18 protein-coding genes are annotated in these 22,625 nt (G+C 42.2%); 14 read left to right on the top strand and 4 right to left on the bottom strand.

Features of this window, described 5'->3' with window-relative positions; all coding sequences use genetic code 11:
- Positions 1 to 2 precede the first annotated feature (2 nt).
- A complete protein-coding gene (locus EZV76_RS12630; protein ID WP_136566927.1) occupies positions 3 to 527 on the bottom strand; it encodes a DUF8685 domain-containing protein in 525 nt (174 codons plus the stop codon).
- A gap of 178 nt (positions 528 to 705) precedes the next feature.
- Between EZV76_RS12630 and uvrA the strand changes: the two genes are divergently transcribed.
- The 5 genes from uvrA to EZV76_RS12605 all read left to right on the top strand — a co-directional run bounded on the left by uvrA (position 706) and on the right by EZV76_RS12605 (position 10,167).
- Positions 706 to 3,567 (top strand): excinuclease ABC subunit UvrA, encoded by a 2,862-nt coding sequence (uvrA, locus tag EZV76_RS12625; RefSeq protein WP_136566926.1) that lies wholly within the window; start codon positions 706 to 708, stop codon positions 3,565 to 3,567.
- Between the two features lie 15 nt (positions 3,568 to 3,582).
- Positions 3,583 to 4,269 (top strand): LOG family protein, encoded by a 687-nt coding sequence (locus EZV76_RS12620; RefSeq protein WP_136566925.1) that lies wholly within the window; start codon positions 3,583 to 3,585, stop codon positions 4,267 to 4,269.
- Positions 4,270 to 4,280: 11 nt separating this feature from the next.
- Entirely contained in the window at positions 4,281 to 7,112 is a 2,832-nt protein-coding gene (locus tag EZV76_RS12615; protein WP_236640917.1) for a gluzincin family metallopeptidase, read from the top strand.
- A gap of 159 nt (positions 7,113 to 7,271) precedes the next feature.
- On the top strand, positions 7,272 to 9,683 hold the full coding sequence (locus tag EZV76_RS12610) for an alpha-ketoacid dehydrogenase subunit alpha/beta (RefSeq protein ID WP_136566924.1): 2,412 nt from the start codon (positions 7,272 to 7,274) through the stop codon (positions 9,681 to 9,683).
- A gap of 106 nt (positions 9,684 to 9,789) precedes the next feature.
- Positions 9,790 to 10,167: a DoxX family protein gene (locus EZV76_RS12605; protein ID WP_136566923.1), complete on the top strand. Its 378-nt coding sequence runs from the start codon at positions 9,790 to 9,792 to the stop codon at positions 10,165 to 10,167.
- 2 nt (positions 10,168 to 10,169) lie between these two features.
- Here the strand turns inward: EZV76_RS12605 and holA are convergent, their stop codons facing one another.
- Positions 10,170 to 11,171, bottom strand: coding sequence for a DNA polymerase III subunit delta (holA, locus tag EZV76_RS12600; RefSeq protein WP_136566922.1), 1,002 nt, complete (start codon positions 11,169 to 11,171; stop codon positions 10,170 to 10,172).
- A gap of 27 nt (positions 11,172 to 11,198) precedes the next feature.
- Here holA and EZV76_RS12595 point away from each other — a divergent pair, with 27 nt between their 5' ends.
- From EZV76_RS12595 to EZV76_RS12585, 3 genes are all read left to right on the top strand, one after another.
- The gene (locus tag EZV76_RS12595) at positions 11,199 to 11,645 is read left to right on the top strand and encodes a type I restriction enzyme HsdR N-terminal domain-containing protein (RefSeq protein ID WP_136566921.1); all 447 of its coding nucleotides are present in this window, start codon (positions 11,199 to 11,201) and stop codon (positions 11,643 to 11,645) included.
- 12 nt (positions 11,646 to 11,657) lie between these two features.
- Positions 11,658 to 12,659: a glycosyltransferase family 2 protein gene (locus tag EZV76_RS12590; protein WP_136566920.1), complete on the top strand. Its 1,002-nt coding sequence runs from the start codon at positions 11,658 to 11,660 to the stop codon at positions 12,657 to 12,659.
- Between the two features lie 95 nt (positions 12,660 to 12,754).
- Positions 12,755 to 13,627: an OmpA/MotB family protein gene (locus EZV76_RS12585; RefSeq protein WP_136566919.1), complete on the top strand. Its 873-nt coding sequence runs from the start codon at positions 12,755 to 12,757 to the stop codon at positions 13,625 to 13,627.
- Between the two features lie 55 nt (positions 13,628 to 13,682).
- Here EZV76_RS12585 and EZV76_RS12580 read toward each other — a convergent pair whose 3' ends face one another.
- Entirely contained in the window at positions 13,683 to 14,303 is a 621-nt protein-coding gene (locus EZV76_RS12580; RefSeq protein ID WP_136566918.1) for an L-threonylcarbamoyladenylate synthase, read from the bottom strand.
- A 251-nt stretch (positions 14,304 to 14,554) separates the two neighbouring features.
- Here EZV76_RS12580 and EZV76_RS12575 point away from each other — a divergent pair, with 251 nt between their 5' ends.
- Entirely contained in the window at positions 14,555 to 15,334 is a 780-nt protein-coding gene (locus EZV76_RS12575; RefSeq protein ID WP_136566917.1) for a hypothetical protein, read from the top strand.
- A 13-nt stretch (positions 15,335 to 15,347) separates the two neighbouring features.
- On the opposite strand, the gene EZV76_RS12570 is transcribed toward EZV76_RS12575, so the two are convergent.
- Complete coding sequence (locus EZV76_RS12570) at positions 15,348 to 17,678, bottom strand: ATP-dependent helicase (RefSeq protein WP_136566916.1); 2,331 nt, start codon at positions 17,676 to 17,678, stop codon at positions 15,348 to 15,350.
- 133 nt (positions 17,679 to 17,811) lie between these two features.
- Here EZV76_RS12570 and EZV76_RS12565 point away from each other — a divergent pair, with 133 nt between their 5' ends.
- The 5 genes from EZV76_RS12565 (at position 17,812) to EZV76_RS12545 (ending at position 22,624) form a co-directional block, all read left to right on the top strand.
- Positions 17,812 to 18,351, top strand: a complete 540-nt coding sequence (locus EZV76_RS12565) for a DsrE family protein (RefSeq protein ID WP_136566915.1) — start codon at positions 17,812 to 17,814, stop codon at positions 18,349 to 18,351.
- 11 nt (positions 18,352 to 18,362) lie between these two features.
- Positions 18,363 to 19,637 (top strand): amidohydrolase, encoded by a 1,275-nt coding sequence (locus tag EZV76_RS12560; RefSeq protein ID WP_136566914.1) that lies wholly within the window; start codon positions 18,363 to 18,365, stop codon positions 19,635 to 19,637.
- 2 nt (positions 19,638 to 19,639) lie between these two features.
- Positions 19,640 to 21,214, top strand: coding sequence for an FMN-binding glutamate synthase family protein (locus EZV76_RS12555; RefSeq protein WP_136566913.1), 1,575 nt, complete (start codon positions 19,640 to 19,642; stop codon positions 21,212 to 21,214).
- 40 nt (positions 21,215 to 21,254) lie between these two features.
- Positions 21,255 to 22,028: a mitotic spindle assembly checkpoint protein MAD1 gene (locus EZV76_RS12550; protein WP_136566912.1), complete on the top strand. Its 774-nt coding sequence runs from the start codon at positions 21,255 to 21,257 to the stop codon at positions 22,026 to 22,028.
- Positions 22,029 to 22,102: 74 nt separating this feature from the next.
- Entirely contained in the window at positions 22,103 to 22,624 is a 522-nt protein-coding gene (locus tag EZV76_RS12545; RefSeq protein ID WP_136566911.1) for a DUF7935 family protein, read from the top strand.
- Position 22,625 lies beyond the last annotated feature (1 nt).

The raw sequence follows: 22,625 nt of genomic DNA, 5'->3' as shown, positions 1-22,625 counted from the left end.
TGTTACTTACTCCGCTCCCCAACAAAATGATCGCTCTTATTTTTGAACAGCACATTGAAGCTGGTCAAGCTGCCATAGATGCGGGTAATATATTGCTGCAGGTCTATCTTTTCTTGGTCATCCAAGTTATTGCTACTATTTATTTTTTGTTCCATCACCCTGATGCGGTCACGCACCATCACGATCTTATGGAAGAAGGTCTCAATGGGCATTTCCTTGCTCTGCGTGGCATCACCTGGGTCTAAAATCAATTTTCCACCTTTCCATTTATCGGCAATTGCCACTTTCTCATGGGTATCACTCCATTTTTCCAAAATCTTCACCAAGGAACGCTCCACATCAAAAAAACTCACTGTATCCACTTCGTCCTCTACAGCTTCAATCACCTCAAATTCGGAATCCAAATCAATGGTTTCCAATCCATTTTCCAAAAATGTGACCCAATAATGCTTCGATGATACATTAGTCACCACCCCTTTACCGTACTCTGGATGTTCAATTCTGGAACCAATACCCAATAATTTCATTTTATATAGTTAATGTCATTTCGTAGAAGCTTTGCATCTGAGAAATCTAGATTTCTCCCATTTGGTCGAAATGACTGTTTTCAAACTCAAAAATAAATCATCAATTAACAAAAACGAAACTTGGGGCCACTTCATTTTTACATCCCAAATCGCTACTTTTGAGGTTTGCTATGATTTTATGGTCAACTACGAAGAACATATTGAGGTTAAAGGCGCCAGAGTCCATAATCTGAAAAATATAGATGTTACCATTCCGCGTGAAAAGCTCGTAGTAATCACCGGTCTTTCGGGCAGCGGAAAATCCTCTTTGGCCTTTGATACCATTTATGCTGAAGGCCAGCGACGCTATATAGAAACCTTCTCGGCCTATGCCCGGCAGTTCTTGGGCGGATTGGAACGTCCCGATGTGGACAAAATTGATGGTCTGTCCCCTGTGATTGCCATTGAACAGAAAACCACCTCAAAATCGCCCCGCTCTACCGTTGGGACCATTACCGAGGTGTACGACTTTCTCCGATTGTTGTTTGCACGAGCTGGTGATGCCTACAGTTTCAACACTGGTGAAAAGATGGTCAGCTATAGCGATGAACAAATCAAAGATTTGATTATTGAGGCCTATCTCGATAAAAAAATAAACGTATTGGCCCCAGTGGTCAAATCCAGAAAGGGTCATTATCGGGAATTGTTCGAACAAATCGGCAAACAAGGATTTGTAAAAGTGCGTGTTGATGGCGAAGTGTTGGACATCACCAAGGGAATGAAGGTAGACCGCTACAAAACTCACGACATAGAGATTGTCATTGACCGCTTGAAAGTTTCGGAAAGTGAGGATTTCCATAAACGCTTGGGCGAGACCATCAATACAGCCATGTACAGTGGTGACAATGTGCTCATGGTCTTGGAAGAAGGAGAAACCGTTCCTCGGTATTTCAGTAGAGATCTTATGTGTCCTTCTACGGGCATCTCCTACCCCACTCCGGAACCCAATACCTTTTCCTTCAATTCCCCAAAGGGCATGTGCCCAGATTGTAACGGTTTGGGGCACGTTCATGAAATCAACGAGCAAAAAATCATCCCCAATCCAAAATTGTCCATCAAGGCGGGTGGACTCGCCCCCTTGGGGGAATACAAAAAATCTTGGGCCTTTAAACAATTGGAGACCATTGCCCAGCGCTATGGTTTTGAACTGACCGACCCCATTGAAAAAATCCCGGCGGAAGCCATAGAAATCATTTTGAATGGCGGAAAGGATAGCTTTGAAGTGGATTCCAAAACCTTGGGGGTAAAAAGACAATACAAAATTGATTACGAAGGCATTTCCAACTTTATAAAAACCCAGTTCGAAGAGGCCAATTCCACTTCCATTAAACGGTGGGCCAAAGACTATATGGACAAGGTCCAATGCCCTTCCTGTGAAGGTGCACGGCTACGGAAAGAATCGCTCTATTTTAAGATTGGGGAGAAAAATATTGCTCAACTGGCCCAAATGGACATTGCCGAACTGTTCATTTTTTTCGAAAAGCTTGAAAGCTCTCTCGGGGGCAACCAAAAAATCATAGCCGAGGAAATCATCAAGGAAATCAAGACCCGGGTGCAATTTTTATTGGATGTGGGCTTGGACTACCTCTCCTTGAACCGAAGCTCCAAATCGCTTTCGGGAGGTGAGGCACAGCGTATACGATTGGCCACACAGATCGGCTCCCAATTGGTGGGCGTTCTCTATATTCTGGACGAACCCAGTATTGGTCTGCATCAACGGGACAACGAACGATTGATTCATTCCTTGGTATCCCTTCGCGATATTGGAAACTCCGTAATTGTGGTGGAGCACGACCGGGATATGATAGAACATGCAGACCACGTTATCGATATTGGTCCTAAAGCGGGCCGCCATGGAGGGGAGATCATTTCTGAAGGCACTCCTGCAGAACTTAGGAATCATCATACCCTTACCGCCCAATACATTACAGGGGAACAGGAAATTCCCGTTCCTACCGAGCGCAGGAAAGGAACTGGTAAAAAAATCGTGCTTTCAGGGTGTACGGGTAACAACCTAAAAAATGTTACTGCCGAGTTCCCTTTGGGAAAACTGATAGGCGTAACTGGGGTATCCGGTAGTGGAAAGTCTACTTTGATCAATGAGACCCTCTACCCCATTATGAATGCCCATTACTTCAATGGGGTTAAAAAACCCATGCCCCATAAAAAAATTACCGGGCTCCAGCATATCGACAAGGTCATTGATATCAACCAATCTCCCATTGGACGCACACCACGCTCCAATCCAGCCACCTACACGGGTGTTTTTAGCGAGATTCGCGCGCTTTTTGCCAAGACCACGGAAGCCACTATCCGAGGGTACAAACCAGGACGGTTCAGTTTTAATGTGGCCGGGGGACGCTGTGAAACCTGTCAAGGTGGAGGCTTAAAAGTCATTGAAATGAACTTTTTGCCCGATGTTTATGTGGAATGTGAAACCTGTAATGGGAAGCGTTTCAATCGGGAAACCTTGGAAATTCGATACAAGGGCAAGTCCATTGCAGATGTGTTGGATATGACCATAAACGAAGCTGTGGATTTCTTTGAGAACATCCCTAAAATTTATCGTAAACTAAAAACAATAAAAGACGTGGGATTGGGTTATATATCTCTGGGGCAACAGTCCACAACCCTTTCAGGTGGAGAGGCACAACGGGTAAAGTTGGCCACAGAGCTTTCCAAACGAGATACCGGAAATACTTTTTATATCCTCGACGAACCTACAACTGGCTTGCATTTTGAAGACATCCGGGTGCTTATGGAAGTGCTCAACCAATTGGTGGACAAAGGAAACACCATTCTCGTCATTGAGCATAATATGGATGTAATCAAAATGATGGACCATATTATAGATATTGGCTATGAAGGTGGCCGTGGGGGCGGAATGGTCGTAGCTACTGGTACTCCCGAGGAAGTGGCCAAGGATACGAAAAGCTATACGGCAAAGTTTTTGAAGAAAGAATTGGAGAATACAAAACAGAAAATTGCAAAGGCAGTTTAAATCATAATTATGCAGATGCGAAAAGAACAACATACCAAAGGATGGAATGAGATAAAGACAAACGATTCATGGGCCATATTCAAAATTATGGGTGAGTTTGTCAATGGATTTGAGAAAATGAGCCAGATAGGTCCCTGTGTATCCATATTTGGTTCTGCTAGAATTCGTCCCGGACAACCCTATTACGACTTAGCCGTTAGGATATCACAAAAAGTAGCTGAAGCAGGCTATGGTATCATTACAGGAGGTGGTCCCGGCATTATGGAAGCTGGTAACAAAGGTGCCAATATGGCTGGAGGAACTTCCGTTGGATTGAATATTGACCTGCCCTTTGAACAGCATGACAATCCATTCATTGATGATGACAAATCTTTAGACTTTGATTATTTCTTCGTACGAAAGGTAATGTTCGTGAAATACTCCCAAGGGTTTGTGGTAATGCCTGGAGGCTTTGGTACGTTGGATGAGCTCTTTGAGGCCATCACCCTGATACAGACGCATAAAATTCAGAAGTTTCCCATTATTTTGGTGGGCACCGAGTTTTGGAAAGGATTATTGGATTGGATCAAAAACACTATGCTTGAAGCAGGTAACATAAGCCCAACCGATTTAGATCTAATCCGACTGGTGGACACGGAGGAAGAAGTGGTTGAAATCATTGATGCATTTTACAGAGGGCACGATCTCAGCCCGAACTTCTAAAAACTTCTTTATTGACGGCGCATTTCTCTTTAGTTCGGATTTCTTTGCTGTTTTTTACGGTATGCTCCTCTCTGTGGGGACAACACACCAATGAAATCACCGCAATTCTGGACCATGAATCACAACAAATACAGGTGCGGCAGGGATTCACATACGTTAATGCATCCCAAAATGGGATATCCACCCTCTACTTTAACGATTGGAACCACGCCTATGCCAACAAGAATACCGCATTGGCCAAACGATTCGCAGAGGAATTCAACCGTAGCCTACACTTGGCCAAGGACAAGGAGCGAGGATATACCGAAATAAAAACCATAGTCGGAAATGATTATTCTGGATTGGATTGGAAGCGTGTTGAAAACAGAGATGTAATTGCCGTTAAACTAGAACAAGTTCTAGAGCCTGGACAATCTATTCAGCTGTTCTTCACGTATACTGTTCATCTACCCAGTGCCAAGTTCACCACCTACGGATTTACTGGTCAGGGGTACAACCTCAAGGATTGGTACCTCACCCCAGCAGTTTTTAACGAAGGATGGCTTTTGTATGACAATGTAAACTTGGATGATCTGTATACCGATGTCACCAATACATCCATCAATCTAAAATATCCTGACAAACTGTTTTTGGCCACGAATTACGATGAGTCCAATACTACCAAGTTTCCTAGGGGACAATATGTAACACTTACTGGAAAAAACCGGAAAAGCTGTGAAATCATTTTGAGCCCTTTCAAGAGGTTCACCAAGCATGTTACCGGCCACCTAACTGTTACTTCGGACTTGGAGTCCAACAAATATGATGAGATATCCCAGGGCATATCAATAAACAAAGTGTCTCAGTTTCTTGAAGAAAATTTAGGGGAATATCCGCATGACAATCTGCTGGTAAGCGAGTTTGCCTATAACAAGGCCCCTTTGTACGGCATTAATCAACTTCCCTCCTTTATAAGGCCGTATGATGAACGTTTCCAGTTTGAAATGAAGTTTCTGAAGACAGCCATCAATAGTTTCCTGAAAGAAACCCTATTCCTTGACCCAAGACAGGAGCGTTGGGTGAGCGATGCCATCGCCTATTATCTGATGATCAAATATGTGGAAGACCATTATCCCAAACAGAAATTGGCCGGAAAACTATCCAAGATTTGGGGGATTAAAGGCTTCCATTTGGCTCAAATGGACTTTAACGAACAATATGCCTTGTTGAGCATGTTACCTGTCCGGAAGAATATTGACCAAGCATTAACTGTCCGCAATGACTCATTGATTAAGTTCAACCAGAAAATCGCCAATGGGTACAAGGCAGGATTGGGCATGTCTTACCTTTCCGAATATTTAGGAGACAAAAAGGTAGACAGCAGTATCATCGAGTTCTACAAAAACCATCGTTTAACGTCCAAAGTAAATGCTTTGGATTTTAGAAAAACCTTGGAGCAGTTTGCTGATAAGGATATAAAATGGTTCTTTGATGAGTATGTAACTACTGATAAAAAGATTGATTTTAAAATCAAGAACATAAACAAGACCGAGGATTCCATTACTTTGGTCCTGAAAAACAAAAGAGGCACCAACGTGCCCATTTCGCTATTTGGTCTTCAAAAGGATTCTGTGGTTTCCCAGTATTGGTTCACCGATATCGATACTACCAAGACCGTGACCATACCCAGGAATGGGGAAGATCGGATGGTGCTCAACTATGACCAAAAGATTCCGGAGTTCAATCAACGTGACAATTGGAAAACCCTTAACGGTTTTTTCTCAAGCAACAAAAAACTAAAATTCCAATTTTTCAAGGATACCGAAGACCCCTATTACAACCAAGTCTTCTATGTGCCCATTGCCAACTTCAATATTTATGATGGTATAACGCCGGGAATGCGCATCTATAACAAGACCTTTTTGGAACGCCCCTTTCAATACGACATTTCGCCCACCTATTCTTTTTTGGAACGAACCCTTGTGGGCAAAGCTACCATGCACTACAGGAAATATCACCAGAAAACGGGGCTATATGTCACCAATTATTCTATTACAGGTTCTACCTCGCATTTTCAGGTCAACTCCCGCTTTTCAACACTTACCCCGGCTGTAAGCTTTGGGTGGCGGCCCAATGATTTGCTGTCCAACCGTAGACAAAGTCTACTTTTTAGATACCGGAATGTTTTTAGAAGTATCGATGACAATATTGCGGATCAAATCGACACCGATCCAGACTATAGTGTAATGAATGTTCGCTTCATAGATGTGGACAACAATATCCTAAACTACAATTCATGGTTTTTGGATGCACAACATTCCAGTGATTTTACCAAACTCGCTTTTGAAATGGAATACCGCAAACTATTCCAAAGTAACCGACAGCTGAACCTTAGACTATTTGCTGGTAAGTTTTTACGCAACAAAACCGATTCCGATTTTTTCAGTTTTGCCCTTGATCGCCCCACCGATTATATGTTCGACCTAAGTTATTTGGGACGATCGGAAAGTTCTGGGCTTTACAGTCAACAAATTATTATTTCCGAAGGTGGTTTTAAATCAAAACTTGAGAATCCCTTTGCCAACGATTGGATGATCACCGCAAATGCCAGTACTAATATTTGGCGATGGATTGAGGCTTACGGGGATGTTGGCTATCTTAAAAACAAGGGCGAAGATGCCCGCTTCGTATATGATTCTGGCATAAGGCTCAATCTGGTCACCGATTATTTTGAACTATACTTTCCTGTATATTCCAATAGAGGATGGGAAATTGCCCAGAATAATTATGAAGAACGCATTCGTTTTGTGGTCACGATCAGCCCTAAGACGCTCATAGGACTCTTTACCCGGAAATGGTTTTAATATTATCATATTCCCAAAAAACACCCCACAAACAAACATCAATTTTAAAATATCTTTGTTTTTTAAACAAATTTTTATTGAATTGATATTTTATTAACAGGGTTTCATATTGCTGTTTTGAATGTATTTTAGTACTTTCGCAGAAATCTTAGACCGTCCATGAAACCCGATCCAAGTACAAGCAACGATATTTCCTTTGATGACTTTCAATCCCAAATCCTTCAGGATTATGAGGTTGCGGTCACCAGTAGGGAATGCAGCTTACTCGGAAGACGGGAAGTATTGTCGGGAAAAGCCAAGTTTGGCATATTTGGGGATGGTAAGGAACTGCCTCAGCTTGCCATGGCCAGGGCCTTTCAAGATGGGGATTTTAGAAGTGGGTACTACAGGGACCAAACCTTTATGATGGCTCTAGGATATCTCACTCCAAAGGAATTTTTCCACGGTCTTTATGCCACCACAGATTTGGAAAAGGAACCCATGAGTGCTGGAAGGCAAATGGGCGGGCATTTTGTTACCCATAGCCTTAATGAAGATGGCACATGGAAGGACCTTACCAAACAAAAAAACAGTAGTGCCGACATTTCATGTACTGCCGGACAAATGCCGCGACTTCTTGGATTGGCCCAAGCCTCTAAGATATATCGTAATGTCAAGGAAATGGATCAGACCAATTTTTCCAACAATGGAAATGAGGTCGCATGGGGCACCATTGGAAATGCCAGCACCAGTGAAGGACATTTTTTTGAAACTGTAAATGCTGCCGGGGTAATGCAAGTGCCCATGGTCATCTGCATTTGGGATGATGAATACGGTATTTCCGTACCCGCTGAATTCCACACCACCAAAGGGGATATTTCCGAGATGCTAAAAGGCCTGCAACGCAATGAAAATGCTGCAGGATATGAAATATTGAAAGTAAAGGGGTGGGATTACACAGCCCTTACCCATACCTTTGAAAATGCATCTGATATTGCCCGGGAAAACCATGTTCCAGTATTAATCCATGTTACAGAACTCACCCAACCCCAAGGACACTCCACATCTGGATCACATGAGCGATACAAGTCTGCAGATCGTTTGGAATGGGAAAGGGAAAACGACTGCAATAAACGATTTAGGGAATGGATTCTTGAAAATGGAGTAAGTACAGAAGAGGAACTCAAAAAACTGGAACGGGAAATAAAACAAAAAGTCAGGGCTGCAAAAAAAGAAGCATGGCTAGAATTCCTGAAACCGCATCTTGTAGCTAAAAAACAGCTTGTGCAGTTGTTGTCCAATGCTGCTGACAAAAGTTCAAACCGTGCTTTCATCACTAAAATAAAGAATGATTTAATCGCCATTGAAGAGCCTCTTAAAAAAGATTTGGCTTCCAAGTCCAGGACTGCCCTTCGCTACGTCTTGGGTGAAGAAAACCAAGAAAAAGAGCAGCTTCAACAATGGGTTCAGGACTTTTTAAATGAGTCTCAACCAAAATACAGTTCGCACCTTTACAGTGAACTCCCCAATAGTGCTGCCCACGTAAAGCCAATAAGCCCTACTTATTCTGAAAAAGGCGAGGAAGTAGACGGAAGAATCATACTTCGCGACAATTTTGATGTGCTCTTCAACAAATATCCAAAAACCATGGTCTTTGGAGAAGATACAGGTAACATAGGTGATGTTAACCAAGGACTGGAGGGCCTTCAAAAAAAATATGGAGAGCTTCGCGTGGCCGATACCGGCATTAGAGAAACCTCCATTATAGGGCAAGGTATTGGTCTAGCGTTGAGAGGTCTTAGACCCATTGCAGAAATCCAATATTTGGACTATATCCTCTACGCCATTCAAACTCTAAGTGATGATTTGGCCTCATTGCTGTATCGCACCGTAGGAAAACAAAAGGCCCCATTGATCGTACGTACCCGAGGGCACAGGCTGGAAGGCATTTGGCATTCCGGTTCACCTATGGGCGGATTGGTACATTTACTAAGGGGAATGCACATCCTAGTACCTAGGAACATGACCCAAGCAGCAGGTTTTTACAATACACTATTGAAAAGTGACGAACCTGCCTTGGTCATCGAAAGCCTGAATGGATATCGTCTCAAAGAGAAAAAACCTTCCAATCTGGGGGAATTTTGTACGCCGATTGGAAAAGTGGAAACCCTAAAGGAAGGGTCTGACATTACCCTACTATCCTACGGTTCTACCCTTCGCATAGTGGAAAAAGTGGCCCAAGATCTATTGGAAGTCGGTATTGATGCCGAAGTAATCGATGTACAATCACTTCTCCCTTTTGATTTGGATCATGATGTGGTAAAAAGTCTTCAAAAAACCAATAGACTATTAATTATTGATGAAGATGTTCCTGGAGGCTGCTCTGCTTATCTACTTCAAGAAATACTGGAAAAACAGGACGGATACCGCTTTTTGGACAGTGCGCCACAAACCTTGACCTCAAAGGCCCACAGACCTGCCTATGCTTCAGATGGAGATTATTTTTCTAAACCCAATGCAGAGGACATCTTTGAAAAGGTATACCAAATTATGCAGGAAACCGATCCCAACTCCTTTCCAAGTCTAAGGTAATTCCGTTTTTTGTCCAAAATAAAAGTTAGCAGCACATTTTTATGTGCTTTTCTTGCATGAATTAAAAACTTAATTAATATTTTCACACGGACAAAAAATCCCCCAAATGAAAAATAACACATTGGTCCACTTGGGCTTGGCACTGTTAAGAATTGTTCCTTCAGTGTTCATGTTGACCCATGGATATCCAAAACTCTTAAAACTTATCAACGGAAATACAGAATTTGCCAACCCATTTGGCATAGGCGAAGCTCCTTCCCTATTTTTGGCTGTAATCGGTGAATTTATCTGTCCGCTTTTGATGATCATTGGCTTTAAAACCAGATGGGCTGCCATTCCAACAGCGATTACCATGGCTGTGGCCGCCTTTATGATCCATGGGGCGGACCCTTTCGGAACCAAGGAAAAGGCACTGCTCTTTTTTGTGGTCTTTGTTGTTATTTTTCTTTTGGGTCCCGGCAAGTATAGTGTAGACAAGAAATAGCTCTAGACAATTTCGGTCAGTAATTCTTTAAGTAAATCTGCCTGTGCCATATTATTGGCCCCCACCCCTTTGCCCTTAAGGTCCAAATTCCTTAAGCCTGATATAATCCCGCTAACTCTTTTCATGGGGTAGTTTTTGGCGGCAACCGAGTATTCTTTAACGAAATATGGGTTTACACCCAATACTTTGGCCACATTTCCTGGAGAATGGTCACTTAGTCCATGATATTGCAGCAATTGGGTAAAGAAGGTGTTCAGCAAGGTTACGGTTACCACAAACGGGTTGTCCTTGGGGTTTTGCGCAAAATAATCAATGATACGGGATGCTTTGGTCACATCCTTTTCCCCTATTGCTTTCTTTAATTCAAAATTGTTGAAATCCTTGCTGATTCCTATATTTTCCTCTATTACCTCGGGGGTGATTTCCGTAGAAGGCTGCACTACCAAGGTCAACTTATCCAGTTCGTTGTTGATTTTCCCCAAATCCGTTCCCAAAAACTCAACCAATAACATACATGCCTTGGGAGAAATCTTGTACTTTTTACTGGCAAGGGTCCTTCTTATCCACTCCGACACCTGATTCTCGTAGAGTTTCTTGCTCTCAAAAAGTTCCCCTTTCTTTTGAATGGTTTTATAGAGCTTCTTACGCTTATCCAACTTTTTGTATTTATAGCAGATAACCAAAATGGTCGTGGGCTGCGGATTTTCAGCGTAGGATGTCAGGTTCTCGATGGTTCTCGAAAGGTGTTGGGCCTCCTTAACGATCACCACTTGGTGCTCGGCCATCATAGGAAACCGTTTGGCATTGGAAATTACTTCGTCCACGCTGGTATCTTTTCCATAAAGTACCATCTGGTTAAAACCTTTTTCATCTTCAGTAAGGACGTTGTCAGAAATATACTTTGAAATCCTATCGATGTAATAGGGTTCCTCTCCCATTAAAAAATAAATGGGTTTTGGGTTTCCTGCGTCTATTTCAGCTACAATTTCCTTTATCCTATCCATTCAGAAAAAAATCATCAAATTTGCCTAATGCAACCTTTAAACTTTCCAGCGTACTCGTTCCGAATCAAAAATAGCCAAAATAGACACTATATTTTTGACGGAATACGCAAAAAATTTGTGGTGCTCCAACCAGAGGAATGGGTACGCCAGCATGTACTTCATTTTTTGGTCTTTACAAAGAAATATCCCAAAAGCCTCATAAATGTTGAAAAGCAGTTGACGGTGAATACGTTGAAAAAAAGGTATGATGTGGTCGTTTTTAATCCCGATGGCTCTATTTTCCTGTTGGTGGAATGCAAGTCACCCGAAATCAAAATAAACCAATCCACTTTTGATCAAATTGCCCGATATAACCTGCAATTACAGTCCCAATACCTCATGGTAACCAATGGACTGGAGCACTATTATTGTGAAATGGACCATCAAGAGGAAAAATATAGGTTTTTAAAGGAAATTCCTGATTTTAGCCGTTAATTTGCACCCGTTTTGAAAGTTGCCGTAGTCATACTCAATTGGAATGGGGAAGCCTTGCTCAAAAGGTTCCTTCCTTCTGTAATAAACCACTCTGAAGGTGCAGATATTTATGTGGTGGACAATGCCAGTACTGATGGCTCCGTTGCATTCATTAAACAACACTATCCCACTATTGGCATTGTACAAAATGATCTTAACGGCGGTTTTGCCAAGGGGTATAATGATGGACTAAAATCCATAGACGCCGACATCTTCTGCCTATTGAATTCAGATGTGGAAGTAACCCCAGATTGGCTGACTCCAATCATAAAGATTTTCAATACCCAACAAGACATTGCCATAATACAGCCCAAAATATTAGACCTAAAACAGAAGGATCATTTTGAGTATGCCGGTGCAGCCGGGGGATTTATTGATATGTTGGGGTACCCGTTCTGCCGAGGTAGAATATTTCAGGCATTGGAAAAGGATACAGGCCAATACAATGATGTAAAGGAAATTTTTTGGGCCACAGGAGCCTGCATGTTCATCCGTCGAAATGTGTTTGAATCGCTGAATGGTTTTGATGAGGACTACTTTGCCCATCAAGAAGAAGTAGATCTCTGCTGGAGAGCTAAAAATGCTGGCCACAAAATTCTTTATGTAGGCCATAGCCATGTATTCCACTTGGGCGGGTCTACATTAAAGAACATGAATCCTAAGAAAACCTTCCTCAATTTCAGGAATTCTCTCTACTCTATCACCAAGAACCTTCCTAGGAAAAAAGCCTTTCCCATTATTTTTATGCGCTTGGTTTTGGATGGTATTGCTGCCCTAAGGTTTATCTTTCAATTAAAATTCAATCATTGTCTGGCAATTCTACGAGCGCATATCAGTTTTTATGGTAACTTTAGAAAAATGTACAAAAAGCGGGAAAAAGCTAATTTTATATTAAAGTACCACACCACGACATCCATTGTATGGTCACATTTCGTACATCAAATAAAGAATTTTAACATTTTAGTAAAAGATTAACTATACCGAAATAAGGAAGATTTGCATTTTATCTAATTTTGGTCGAGATTTTTTACAAAGAGATATCTAACAATCCTTAAATTATATTCTGAACTATGAAAAAAGTTTTTCTAGGAACATTGGCGATGACAGTTCTACTATCATCTTGTGTATCACAAAAGAAATATGCTGATCTGGAAGCCAAGCAAAAAGAAACCCAAGATTTATTGAACTCTGCCACTGTTAAGTTGAACGACTGTTTGGAAGAGAAAGCAACGGCAGATTCAAGACTTCAGACCCTTGAAGATCAAAACGCCTTCCTTAAGGCCAATAACCAAGAGCTCATCAACAACATGGGCAACTTGACCACCCTTACCACAAAAGGTGCCGAGAACCTTGAAAAATCTTTGGAAAGCTTACGTGAAAAAGATCTTACCATCAGAAAATTGCAAGATGCCGTTACCCGAAGGGATTCTGTTAACCTTTCTTTGGTACAGAGCTTGAAAGGTGTATTGGGCAACTTGGATGATGAAGACATTGAAATCAGTGTTGAGAAAGGTGTTGTATTCGTTTCCATTTCTGACAAACTATTGTTCAGAAGCGGTAGCTACAACGTAACCAACGCAGCCAAAGAAGTATTGGGCAAAGTAGCCAAGGTAGTAAACAACAAACCCGATTTTGAGTTCATGGTAGAAGGTCATACCGACAATGTACCTTACAGAAGCGGTGTTCTACTGGACAACTGGGACTTAAGTGCCAAAAGAGCAACTTCTGTTGTACGAATCCTTCAAAATGATTTCGGTGTAGACCCAGCTAGGATGACTGCTGCTGGACGTAGCTACTATATTCCTTTGGTAAGCAATGAAACCTCTGCCGACAGAGCCAAAAACAGAAGAACCCGTATCGTGGTACTTCCAAAAATTGATCAGTTCTATAGCATGATCGAAGAAGGCATGAAAGATCCTGCCATCGGCGGTGGCGGAAAATAAGATCTTAGTAATTATACTAAACGAAAAGCGGCTCAATTGAGCCGCTTTTTTTATGCTAAAAAATATCCGAATCTCCCTTCCCTTCCCTTACCACTTCGGGCACACCGGTTGATAGGTCTATGACCGTGGAAGCCATGTTATCTCCATAGCCACCATCTATCACAACGTCCACCAAATTTTGCCACTTCTCATAAATAAGTTCCGGATCTGTGGTGTACTCCAAAATATCATCCTCATCATGTATGGATGTGGAAACTATGGGATTTCCCAATTCTGTGACCAAAGCCCTGGCAATAGCATTATCGGGAACCCGAATCCCCACGGTTTTCTTTTTTTTGAAATCCTTGGGAAGATTGTTATTTCCGGGAAGGATAAAAGTATAGGGGCCCGGCAGTGTACGTTTTAATATTTTGAAGGTTGAAGAATCAATCTGCCTAACATAGTCCGATAGATTGCTCAAATCCGCGCAGACAAAGGACCAATTGGCCTTTTCCAATTTTATCCCCTTAATCCTTGCGATACGCTGCAGGGCTTTGGAATTCGTAATATCACAGCCTAATCCATATACCGTATCGGTAGGGTAAATTACCAGCCCACCCTTCCGCAAAACATTGCCAATTTTCTCAACCTGTCTTGGGTTTGGGTTTTCTTCATAAAGTTTGATAAACTCTGCCATACATGCCTAGAAATGGCTCCAATGCCAATCTCTACGCAAGGTAACAAAGTTTACTTTGAAAACATACTTCCCTAAAAAAGGTCGCTTTAGTTAAAAATATGATAAGACACTCAACCCATGATCTCTTTTTGCATCCATCCAATCAAAACAGCTATTCATCAAATAGATTAGGGCATTAATAAATTAAGGACCCTTTTATCAAGTTTAAACTGGGAAGTTTGCATAATAAGTGAATCAGAATCTCTATTGCTATGAAATTCAACCATATACTACTACCTGTCATTTTAATTGCCTGTTTTGGGCTGTTGAATTGCACCAACAAGCAAAATAACCTAAAAAAATTCAATACCGGTAAAGCGTTGATTTACTCCTTGGATAGTTTATTCATTAATCTTTCCAATGTCCCCACGAAAGCTAAAGGTTCATCCGAAGCTGTGGTTCATATTAATGAAGAAATACGAAAAACCATAGAAAGTATTGATGCTCCACAATTATTGGAAGAATTGGCGGTTGAGTTCAAATCCAAAAAACATGATTTCACATTTATAGTATCGAAAGATAAAAAAGTGGGGGTGTTCTCTTGGGATACTCGGATGGGCTCGTCGGAACAAAGTATTAAAAACATAGCGCTGTACAAATCAGGAGACCGAGTACTACCCACCTCTTTGTACGGAAAACCAATGGTTTATGACAAAGTCTACCAAATTGAACCTGTATCAGGAAATACCATCTACACATTCCACGGTCACAGTGAAGCCATGGGGCACCCTAATTTTCGATTGCATGCGTACACCCTAAAAAGTGGCCATTTGGAAGAAACTCCGGTTTTTCCGTTGAATACCACGTTTATCTCATCGGAAAAATCCTTTGCCGATAGTGATATTCAATCAATGGATTTTGAGGTTTCAAAAAATGGTTCCCATATTTTAATTTCCAAGGCTTTGGATTCTGCCACCGTTATTAAAACCTTGGCATTTGATGGCGAAAAGTTTGCGTCAGCTGAGGAAAAACTGGAAATATCCTATAAATAATTCCTTTTTCGGGTCAATTTTTTAAAACCTCCAGCTTTGCGAAACGGAGCAGCAGCTTTTTTATTCCACCCTGCTCAAACTGAATTTCTGCTTTCCTATCGTTTCCTACACCCTCAATTTTCACAACCCTGCCCCTACCAAAACGGGTATGGTTCACTAGGGAACCTTCCGTTAAATCGGAATCTATCATTGGATTACCCGCTGAAGGCGAAGCCAAATCAGGTTTCAATTTTCGTAGTTTGCGCAATTGATTTTCATTGGGGCGTTGCACGCTGGGCGGCGTACCATTGCTTGGTTTCACCTGTCGGAGTTTGCTCTTGTCGACCTCACCAAAAATATTGGCATTGATCATGGATTTATACCGATACCCATCGTTTACCGGGGTAAGGTTCTCCACATATTGTTCATCTATCTCTTCTAAAAACCTACTGGGCTCAGCATCAATAAGTTTACCCCACCGATATCTATTTTGGGTATAGGTTAAATAGGCCTGCTTTTCGGCTCTAGTAAGCGCCACGTAGAACAATCGCCTTTCCTCTTCCAACTCACTACGGGTGTTCATGCTCATAGCCGATGGAAAAAGGTCCTCTTCCATCCCCACAACATACACATAAGGAAACTCCAATCCTTTAGCCAAGTGGATGGTCATCAAGGCTACCCTATCATCATCACCAACATCCTTGTCCATGTCTGTAGCCAAGGCCACATCTTCCAGAAACTCCGTTAAGCTTCCTGTGGCATCCGCCAACTCTTTTTGCCCTTCCACAAAGTCCTTGATTCCGTTCAAGAGCTCTTCAATATTTTCCATTCGTGCAATTCCCTCCGGGGTCCCATCTTTCTTGAATTCCAACAACAAACCGGTCTTCTTGGACACGTGTTCTGCCAAGGTGAACGCATCAGAACCTTCGTTCATGATTTGAAAACTCTTGATCATGGTCACAAAATCCTGCAACTTGCGTTTGGTTCCAGTATTTATATTGAGGTTGAGCTTCTCCAAATGTTCCATCACTTCATAAATGGAACGTCCGTAATGATTGGCAGCGACAATGAGTTTATCTATGGTGGTTTGCCCAATACCCCTAGCTGGAAAGTTGATGACCCGTTTTAGGGCTTCTTCGTCCTTGGGATTGACAATCAATCGCAAATAGGCCAAAACATCCTTGATTTCCTTGCGTTGGTAAAAAGACAATCCACCATAAATTCGATATGGGATATCCCGCTTTCGAAGAGCATCTTCAATGGCCCTCGATTGTGAATTGGTACGGTACAGCACAGCAAAATCCCCATTTTGCATCTGTTGCTGCATCTTATTTTCAAAAATGGAACCTGCCACATATCTCCCCTCCTCTGCGTCGGTGATACTTCTATGGATAATGATCTTATTGCCTGCATCATTGGAAGTCCATACCACCTTTTCCAACTGATCTTTGTTCTTTTCGATGATGGAGTTGGCAGCATTGACAATGTTCTTGGTGGATCGATAGTTTTGCTCCAGTCGATAGACCGCCACATCATCATAATCCCTTTGAAAATTTAGGATGTTACTGATATTGGCCCCACGGAAGGAATAGATACTTTGGGCGTCGTCCCCAACTACGCAAATATTTTGGTAACGGTCCGACAAGGCCTTTACAATAAGGTACTGCGAGTGATTGGTATCTTGGTACTCATCCACCAAAATATATCGGAACCTATCTTGATACTTCATCAGAACCTCTGGAAAGCGCGTTAGTAATTCATTGGTACGCAACAAAAGGTCATCAAAATCCATAGCACCGGCCTTAAAACAGCGGTCCACATAATTCTGGTATATTTCTCCCATCCGGGGACGCTTGGCCATGGCATCGGCCTCTACCAATTCTGGATTCTGAAAGTAGGCCTTTACGGTAATCAAACTATTCTTGTAGGACGAAATTCTATTCTGAATCTGTTTGTACTTGTAAATATCCTTGTCTAACCCCATCTCTTTGATAATGGAAGCTATCAAACGTTGGGAATCTTGGGTATCGTAAATGGTGAAATTGCTTGGGAATCCCAATTTATCCCCATCAAACCGTAATAACTTGGCAAAAACAGAATGGAATGTCCCCATCCAAAGATTTTTGGCTTCGGAAGTACCCACAATATCGGCAATCCGTTTCTTCATTTCACGAGCTGCCTTGTTGGTAAAGGTTAGGGCCAAAATGTTGAAGGAATCCACCCCTTGGTTCATCAAGTGGGCTATGCGATAGGTCAATACCCGTGTCTTCCCCGAACCGGCTCCTGCAATCACCATTAACGGGCCATCCTTATGCAATACAGGGGCTCGTTGTGCATCGTTCAATTCATCCAAAAAAGTACTCAAATGCTCGGCTTTTAAAAAGTAGGGGTGAAATTAGCCAATAAAGCCCTCATGCTAAAATCATCCTGTCAATATTTATAAACACGAAGGAGTTTTGATTTGAATTGAATATATTTAACAACTCAACTTTTTGCTGATGAAGTATTCCCGTTTTTTACTCATTTCATGTTTTTTTATTGGACTTATGATAAATGCACAGGAGAAGAAAACAGGCCCTGTCCTCGAGAAACATGGAGCGGTGTGGGCTGTGGAAAACCAAGATTTCAAGACCGATACAAGTGCTGAATTCAAAGTGGTGTTCGATATCATGGACAGTCCTGACTCCCACACAGAAATCAATAAAAAGATAGAAACTGCGGCACGTTTTTTAAACATGCATGCCCAAAATGGTATTCCGCTATCCCAGCTAAAAGTAGCATTGGTAGTTCATGGGGGTGCTACCAAGGACCTTGCCCACAATGAAGCTTACCAAGACCGTTTCGGAACCATAAATCCGAATTACGATTTGGTAAAAGAGTTGCAGAATGCTGGAGTACAGGTTATTTTATGCGGACAATCTTCGAATTCCCGAAAATATCCCAAAGAGGATTTGATTCCTGGGAGTAAGATAGCCCTTTCGGCCATGACCGCCCTTATTCAATTACAAAACCAAGGATATCGACTTATAAAATTTTAAACTGATTTCTTATGAACAAAATCATCACTCTCGTGTTTTTGGCATCTGGCCTATCCCTTTGGGCCCAGGACGCCAAATTGGAAAAAGATTACCAGAATATTGAAAGTAAAGTCATTGAATGGCGCCGTGATATCCACCAAAACCCAGAACTTAGCAACCGAGAGTTCAAAACAGCCGAAAAGATTGCGAAGCATCTAAAATCCTTGGGTATAGAAGTGCAAACCGGGGTCGCACATACCGGAGTAGTTGGTCTACTCAAAGGAGGAAAGCCCGGTAAAGTGGTTGCTTTAAGAGCGGACATCGATGCTCTTCCGGTAACAGAGCGCAACGACCTTCCATTTAAATCTACGGTAAAATCGGAGTTTCTGGGAAGCGAAGTAGGCGTTATGCACGCATGCGGGCACGATACCCATACAGCCATTTTAATGGGGGTGGCTGAAGTATTGTCCAAAAACAAGGACAAAATTAAGGGCACTGTCAAGTTTGTCTTTCAACCTGCTGAGGAAGGTCCACCTCCCGGTGAAGAAGGCGGTGCCAAACTAATGGTCAAGGAAGGTGTTCTTCAAAACCCCGATGTGGATGCCATTTTTGGTCTCCACATTAATTCCCAAACTCCCATCAATACCATTAAGTACAAACCTGGGGGGGCTTTGGCAGCTGCCCAACGTTTTGTTATCAATGTAAAAGGAAAGCAAACCCATGGTTCACAACCTTGGGCAGGTATAGACCCTATTATGATAAGTGCCAAGATTATTGATGGCCTCCAGACCATCATCAGCCGCGAGACCAACCTAACCAATGAAGCTGCGGTAATTTCTGTGGGTAAAATCACTAGTGGGGTACGATTCAATATCATCCCTGAAAGTGCGGAAATGATCGGTACCATCCGAACTTTGGATTACGATATGCAAAAGCACATCAATAAGCGTATGGAAGAAATGGTACCTGCCATCGCTAAGGCCTATGGTGCTGAAGCAACCATTGAGATCACCACATCCACAGCCATAACTTTCAATGATTTGGATTTAACGGCACAAATGGCCCCTACCCTTGAAAAAGTAGCGGGCAAAGACAATGTTACCATTCACAAAGCTATTACAGGTGCCGAAGACTTTAGCTATTTCCAAGAGAAAGTGCCGGGTATGTTTTTCCTTTTGGGCGGAATGGCCCCGGGAACCACGGAGTCCTTTCCACACCATACCCCTGATTTCAAAATTGATGACAGCGGACTTCTTTTGGGCGTAAGGACCATGACCCAACTGACTTTGGACTATTTGAACATGTAATTATGGAGTCTATATTGGATTTTCTTGGAAGTATCCCTTGGTGGGGCTGGATACTTATTTTTCTTTTATTGGTAGCCATTAGAGATATTTTTTTTCAGAAAGCGCACACCATCAGTCATAATTTTCCAGTGGTAGGTCATTTACGATATTGGTTGGAGAGCATTGGTCCGGAAATGCGTCAATATTTTGTGGCCAATAATCGCGAAGAACTACCTTTCAACCGTATTGAACGTTCTTGGATTTATGCCTCGGCCAAAAAAGAAAATAATTATGAGGGCTTTGGTACGGATCGTGACATCTATGCCCATCAACACATTTTTGTGAAGAATGCGATGATAGGATATCAAATATCCGATACCCATCCCAATATTACCGACCCTTGTTTTCTGCCCTGTGCAAAAGTCATTGGCGCTCACAACAAACGAAGAAAACCTTTTCGACCTGCTTCTATAATAAATGTATCCGCCATGAGTTTTGGCTCTTTGTCCGCTGCAGCAGTGACCGCCATGAACCAAGGAGTTGAAAAATCCGGAGCATACCACAATACAGGGGAAGGAGGACTATCCCCATATCACAAACAGGGTGGTGATGTTATTTTTCATTTCGGCACAGGGTATTTTGGCGTAAGATCAAGAGATGGCAATTTCTCGATGGAAAAGCTAAAAATACTGGTTGATGAAAACCCTTGTATAAAAGGAGTGGAAATAAAGCTTTCACAAGGAGCCAAGCCTGGAAAAGGCGGGGTTTTGCCTGGTGCTAAAATAACCCATGAAATTGCCGATATTCGAGGTGTTGAAGTGGGCAAAGATGTACTTTCCCCTTCAACCCACAAGGCCTTTAGTTCTATCCCAGAGCTTTTAGAACTCATAGAATCCATTGCCGATGAAACCGGACTGCCAGTAGGCATCAAGGGTGCTGTGGGAAAAATGGACCAATGGGAAGAATTGGCCGATTTGATGAAAAAATCGGGAAAGGGCCCTGACTTTATCACCATAGATGGCGGCGAAGGAGGAACCGGTGCCGCTCCCCCAAGTTTTGCAGACCATGTCTCGCTTCCATGGACTTATGGTTTCTCATCAGTCTATAGACTTTTTGCAGACCGTGGATTAACAGAAAGAGTGGTTTTCATTGGAAGTGGGAAACTGGGATTTCCAGCCAAGGCGGCCATGGCCTTTGCCATGGGTGTAGATTGCATCAATGTAGCCCGGGAGGCTATGATGAGCATAGGCTGTATACAAGCACAAGTATGCCATACCAATCGTTGTCCCACTGGTATCGCCACCCAGAACAAATGGCTTCAGAACGGCATAAATGTACCTTTAAAGTCTGACCGATTGGCACAATACTTCAAGACCTTCAGAAAAGAGTTTTTGGAAATTACCCATGCTGCCGGTTACGAACACCCTTGCCAATTTACCATGAACGATATCCAAGTAAACGTGGATGACGATTACCTAAGTAGTGATCTCGAAGCCGTGTATCGATATAAAAAAGTGGTGGTCCCGTTCGAGTCCATGCAAAGTCTATATGAATGTTCTCATTTGGGAGGACGACCAATTTTGAAAAAAACATCCTAATTTAGCAGTCGATTAAAACAGACCAATACACATACCACATATGAAAAAAAAGTTACCCCTTATTGTATTCTTAGCCATGACCGCAACTATGTTTTCACAAAGAAAAAGCGATCTTTTGGCCGAGATTGAAAGTTTAAAATCCCAAATATCAAGTGTTGAGCAGGATTTGGCCAAGGCCAAGCGAGAGATATCTTCCAGCAAAGCCAAAGCTGAAACTTTGGAGGTGGAAAATGTAGGTCTTAGGGATGCCAATGCAACACTCTTGGGCAACTTGAGCAATTTCTCGGAGCTTTCAAAACAAAATTCAGAAAATGTAAACCGCGCCATGGCTGCCTTGGCCAGAAAAGAAAAACAGCTTAGCGGTATAAACGATATGATATCGGCAAACGATTCCACTGCTATTGTTTCCTTGACCCGAATTAAACAAACCTTGGGTGAAAATGCCAATGTTGGTGTTGGCGATGGCGTAATTGTTATTTCCAATAGCTTAAGCAGTCTTTTTGGCTCTGACACCTCCACCACCCTAACCGATGCTGGTAAAGCATGGCTGGCCAACGTATCCAAGGTAATTTTGGCCAACCCTTCTTTTAAAACCGAAATTGAAGGGCTCAACATTACGGGGGAATTTGGCCCTACTTATGACCAAGCGGTATCCGTTTCCAAAGAGTTGGTAACGGTGTTGGGGGTTCCTAGTACAAGCATTCAAGTTTCTGCCAAAGATGGTAACTTCAAGGAAGGTATCAATATTAAATTACAACCAGATTACAAAGGTTTTTACGCCAAGGCCAAAGAAAGTGCCAAAGCCACCCAATAATATGGGAAGATAGATACTTTTTAAAAGTTTGGTGCGTTCTTGTTCTGTAAAATCAACAAAAACCAAACTGTCTTATGAGTGGAGATGACATCCTTCAGCTTTTTGCCTATTTATTACCTGCCGTTGTAACCGGGGTCGTTGCCTTTTATTTTTTTAGGTTGCATACCCGTAATGAAGATGGCCGCAGAAGATTTCTTTTGCACAAAGATTCCCAAAAAGATACACTACCCGTGCGTTTACAGGCTTATGAACGTATGGTGCTTTTCTTGGAACGTATTGCCATAAACAGCTTGGTGGTTCGGGTGGCACCAAAGGGAAAAAGCAAGAGTGATTATGAGAATCTGCTCATCAAACAGATTGAAACCGAGTTTGAACACAACCTTTCCCAGCAAATTTATATGTCCGATGAATGTTGGAATATTATAAAAGCAGCTAAAAATGCTACCATACAAATTATTCGCTCTGCAGGGATGAGCCAAACGGATTCCCCTGACAAGCTTAGAGAGGACATCCTTAATCAAACTATGGAAAAACAATCCCCGTCCAACACGGCATTGGCTTATGTAAAAAAAGAAGTCAGTGAATTATGGGATTAAT

The sequence above is a fragment of the Flagellimonas alvinocaridis genome, assembly GCF_004916895.1.
Taxonomy (GTDB): domain Bacteria; phylum Bacteroidota; class Bacteroidia; order Flavobacteriales; family Flavobacteriaceae; genus Flagellimonas; species Flagellimonas alvinocaridis.
The sequence above is the reverse complement of the archived record's forward strand: the minus strand, read 5'-3'. Positions and strand labels throughout refer to the sequence as shown.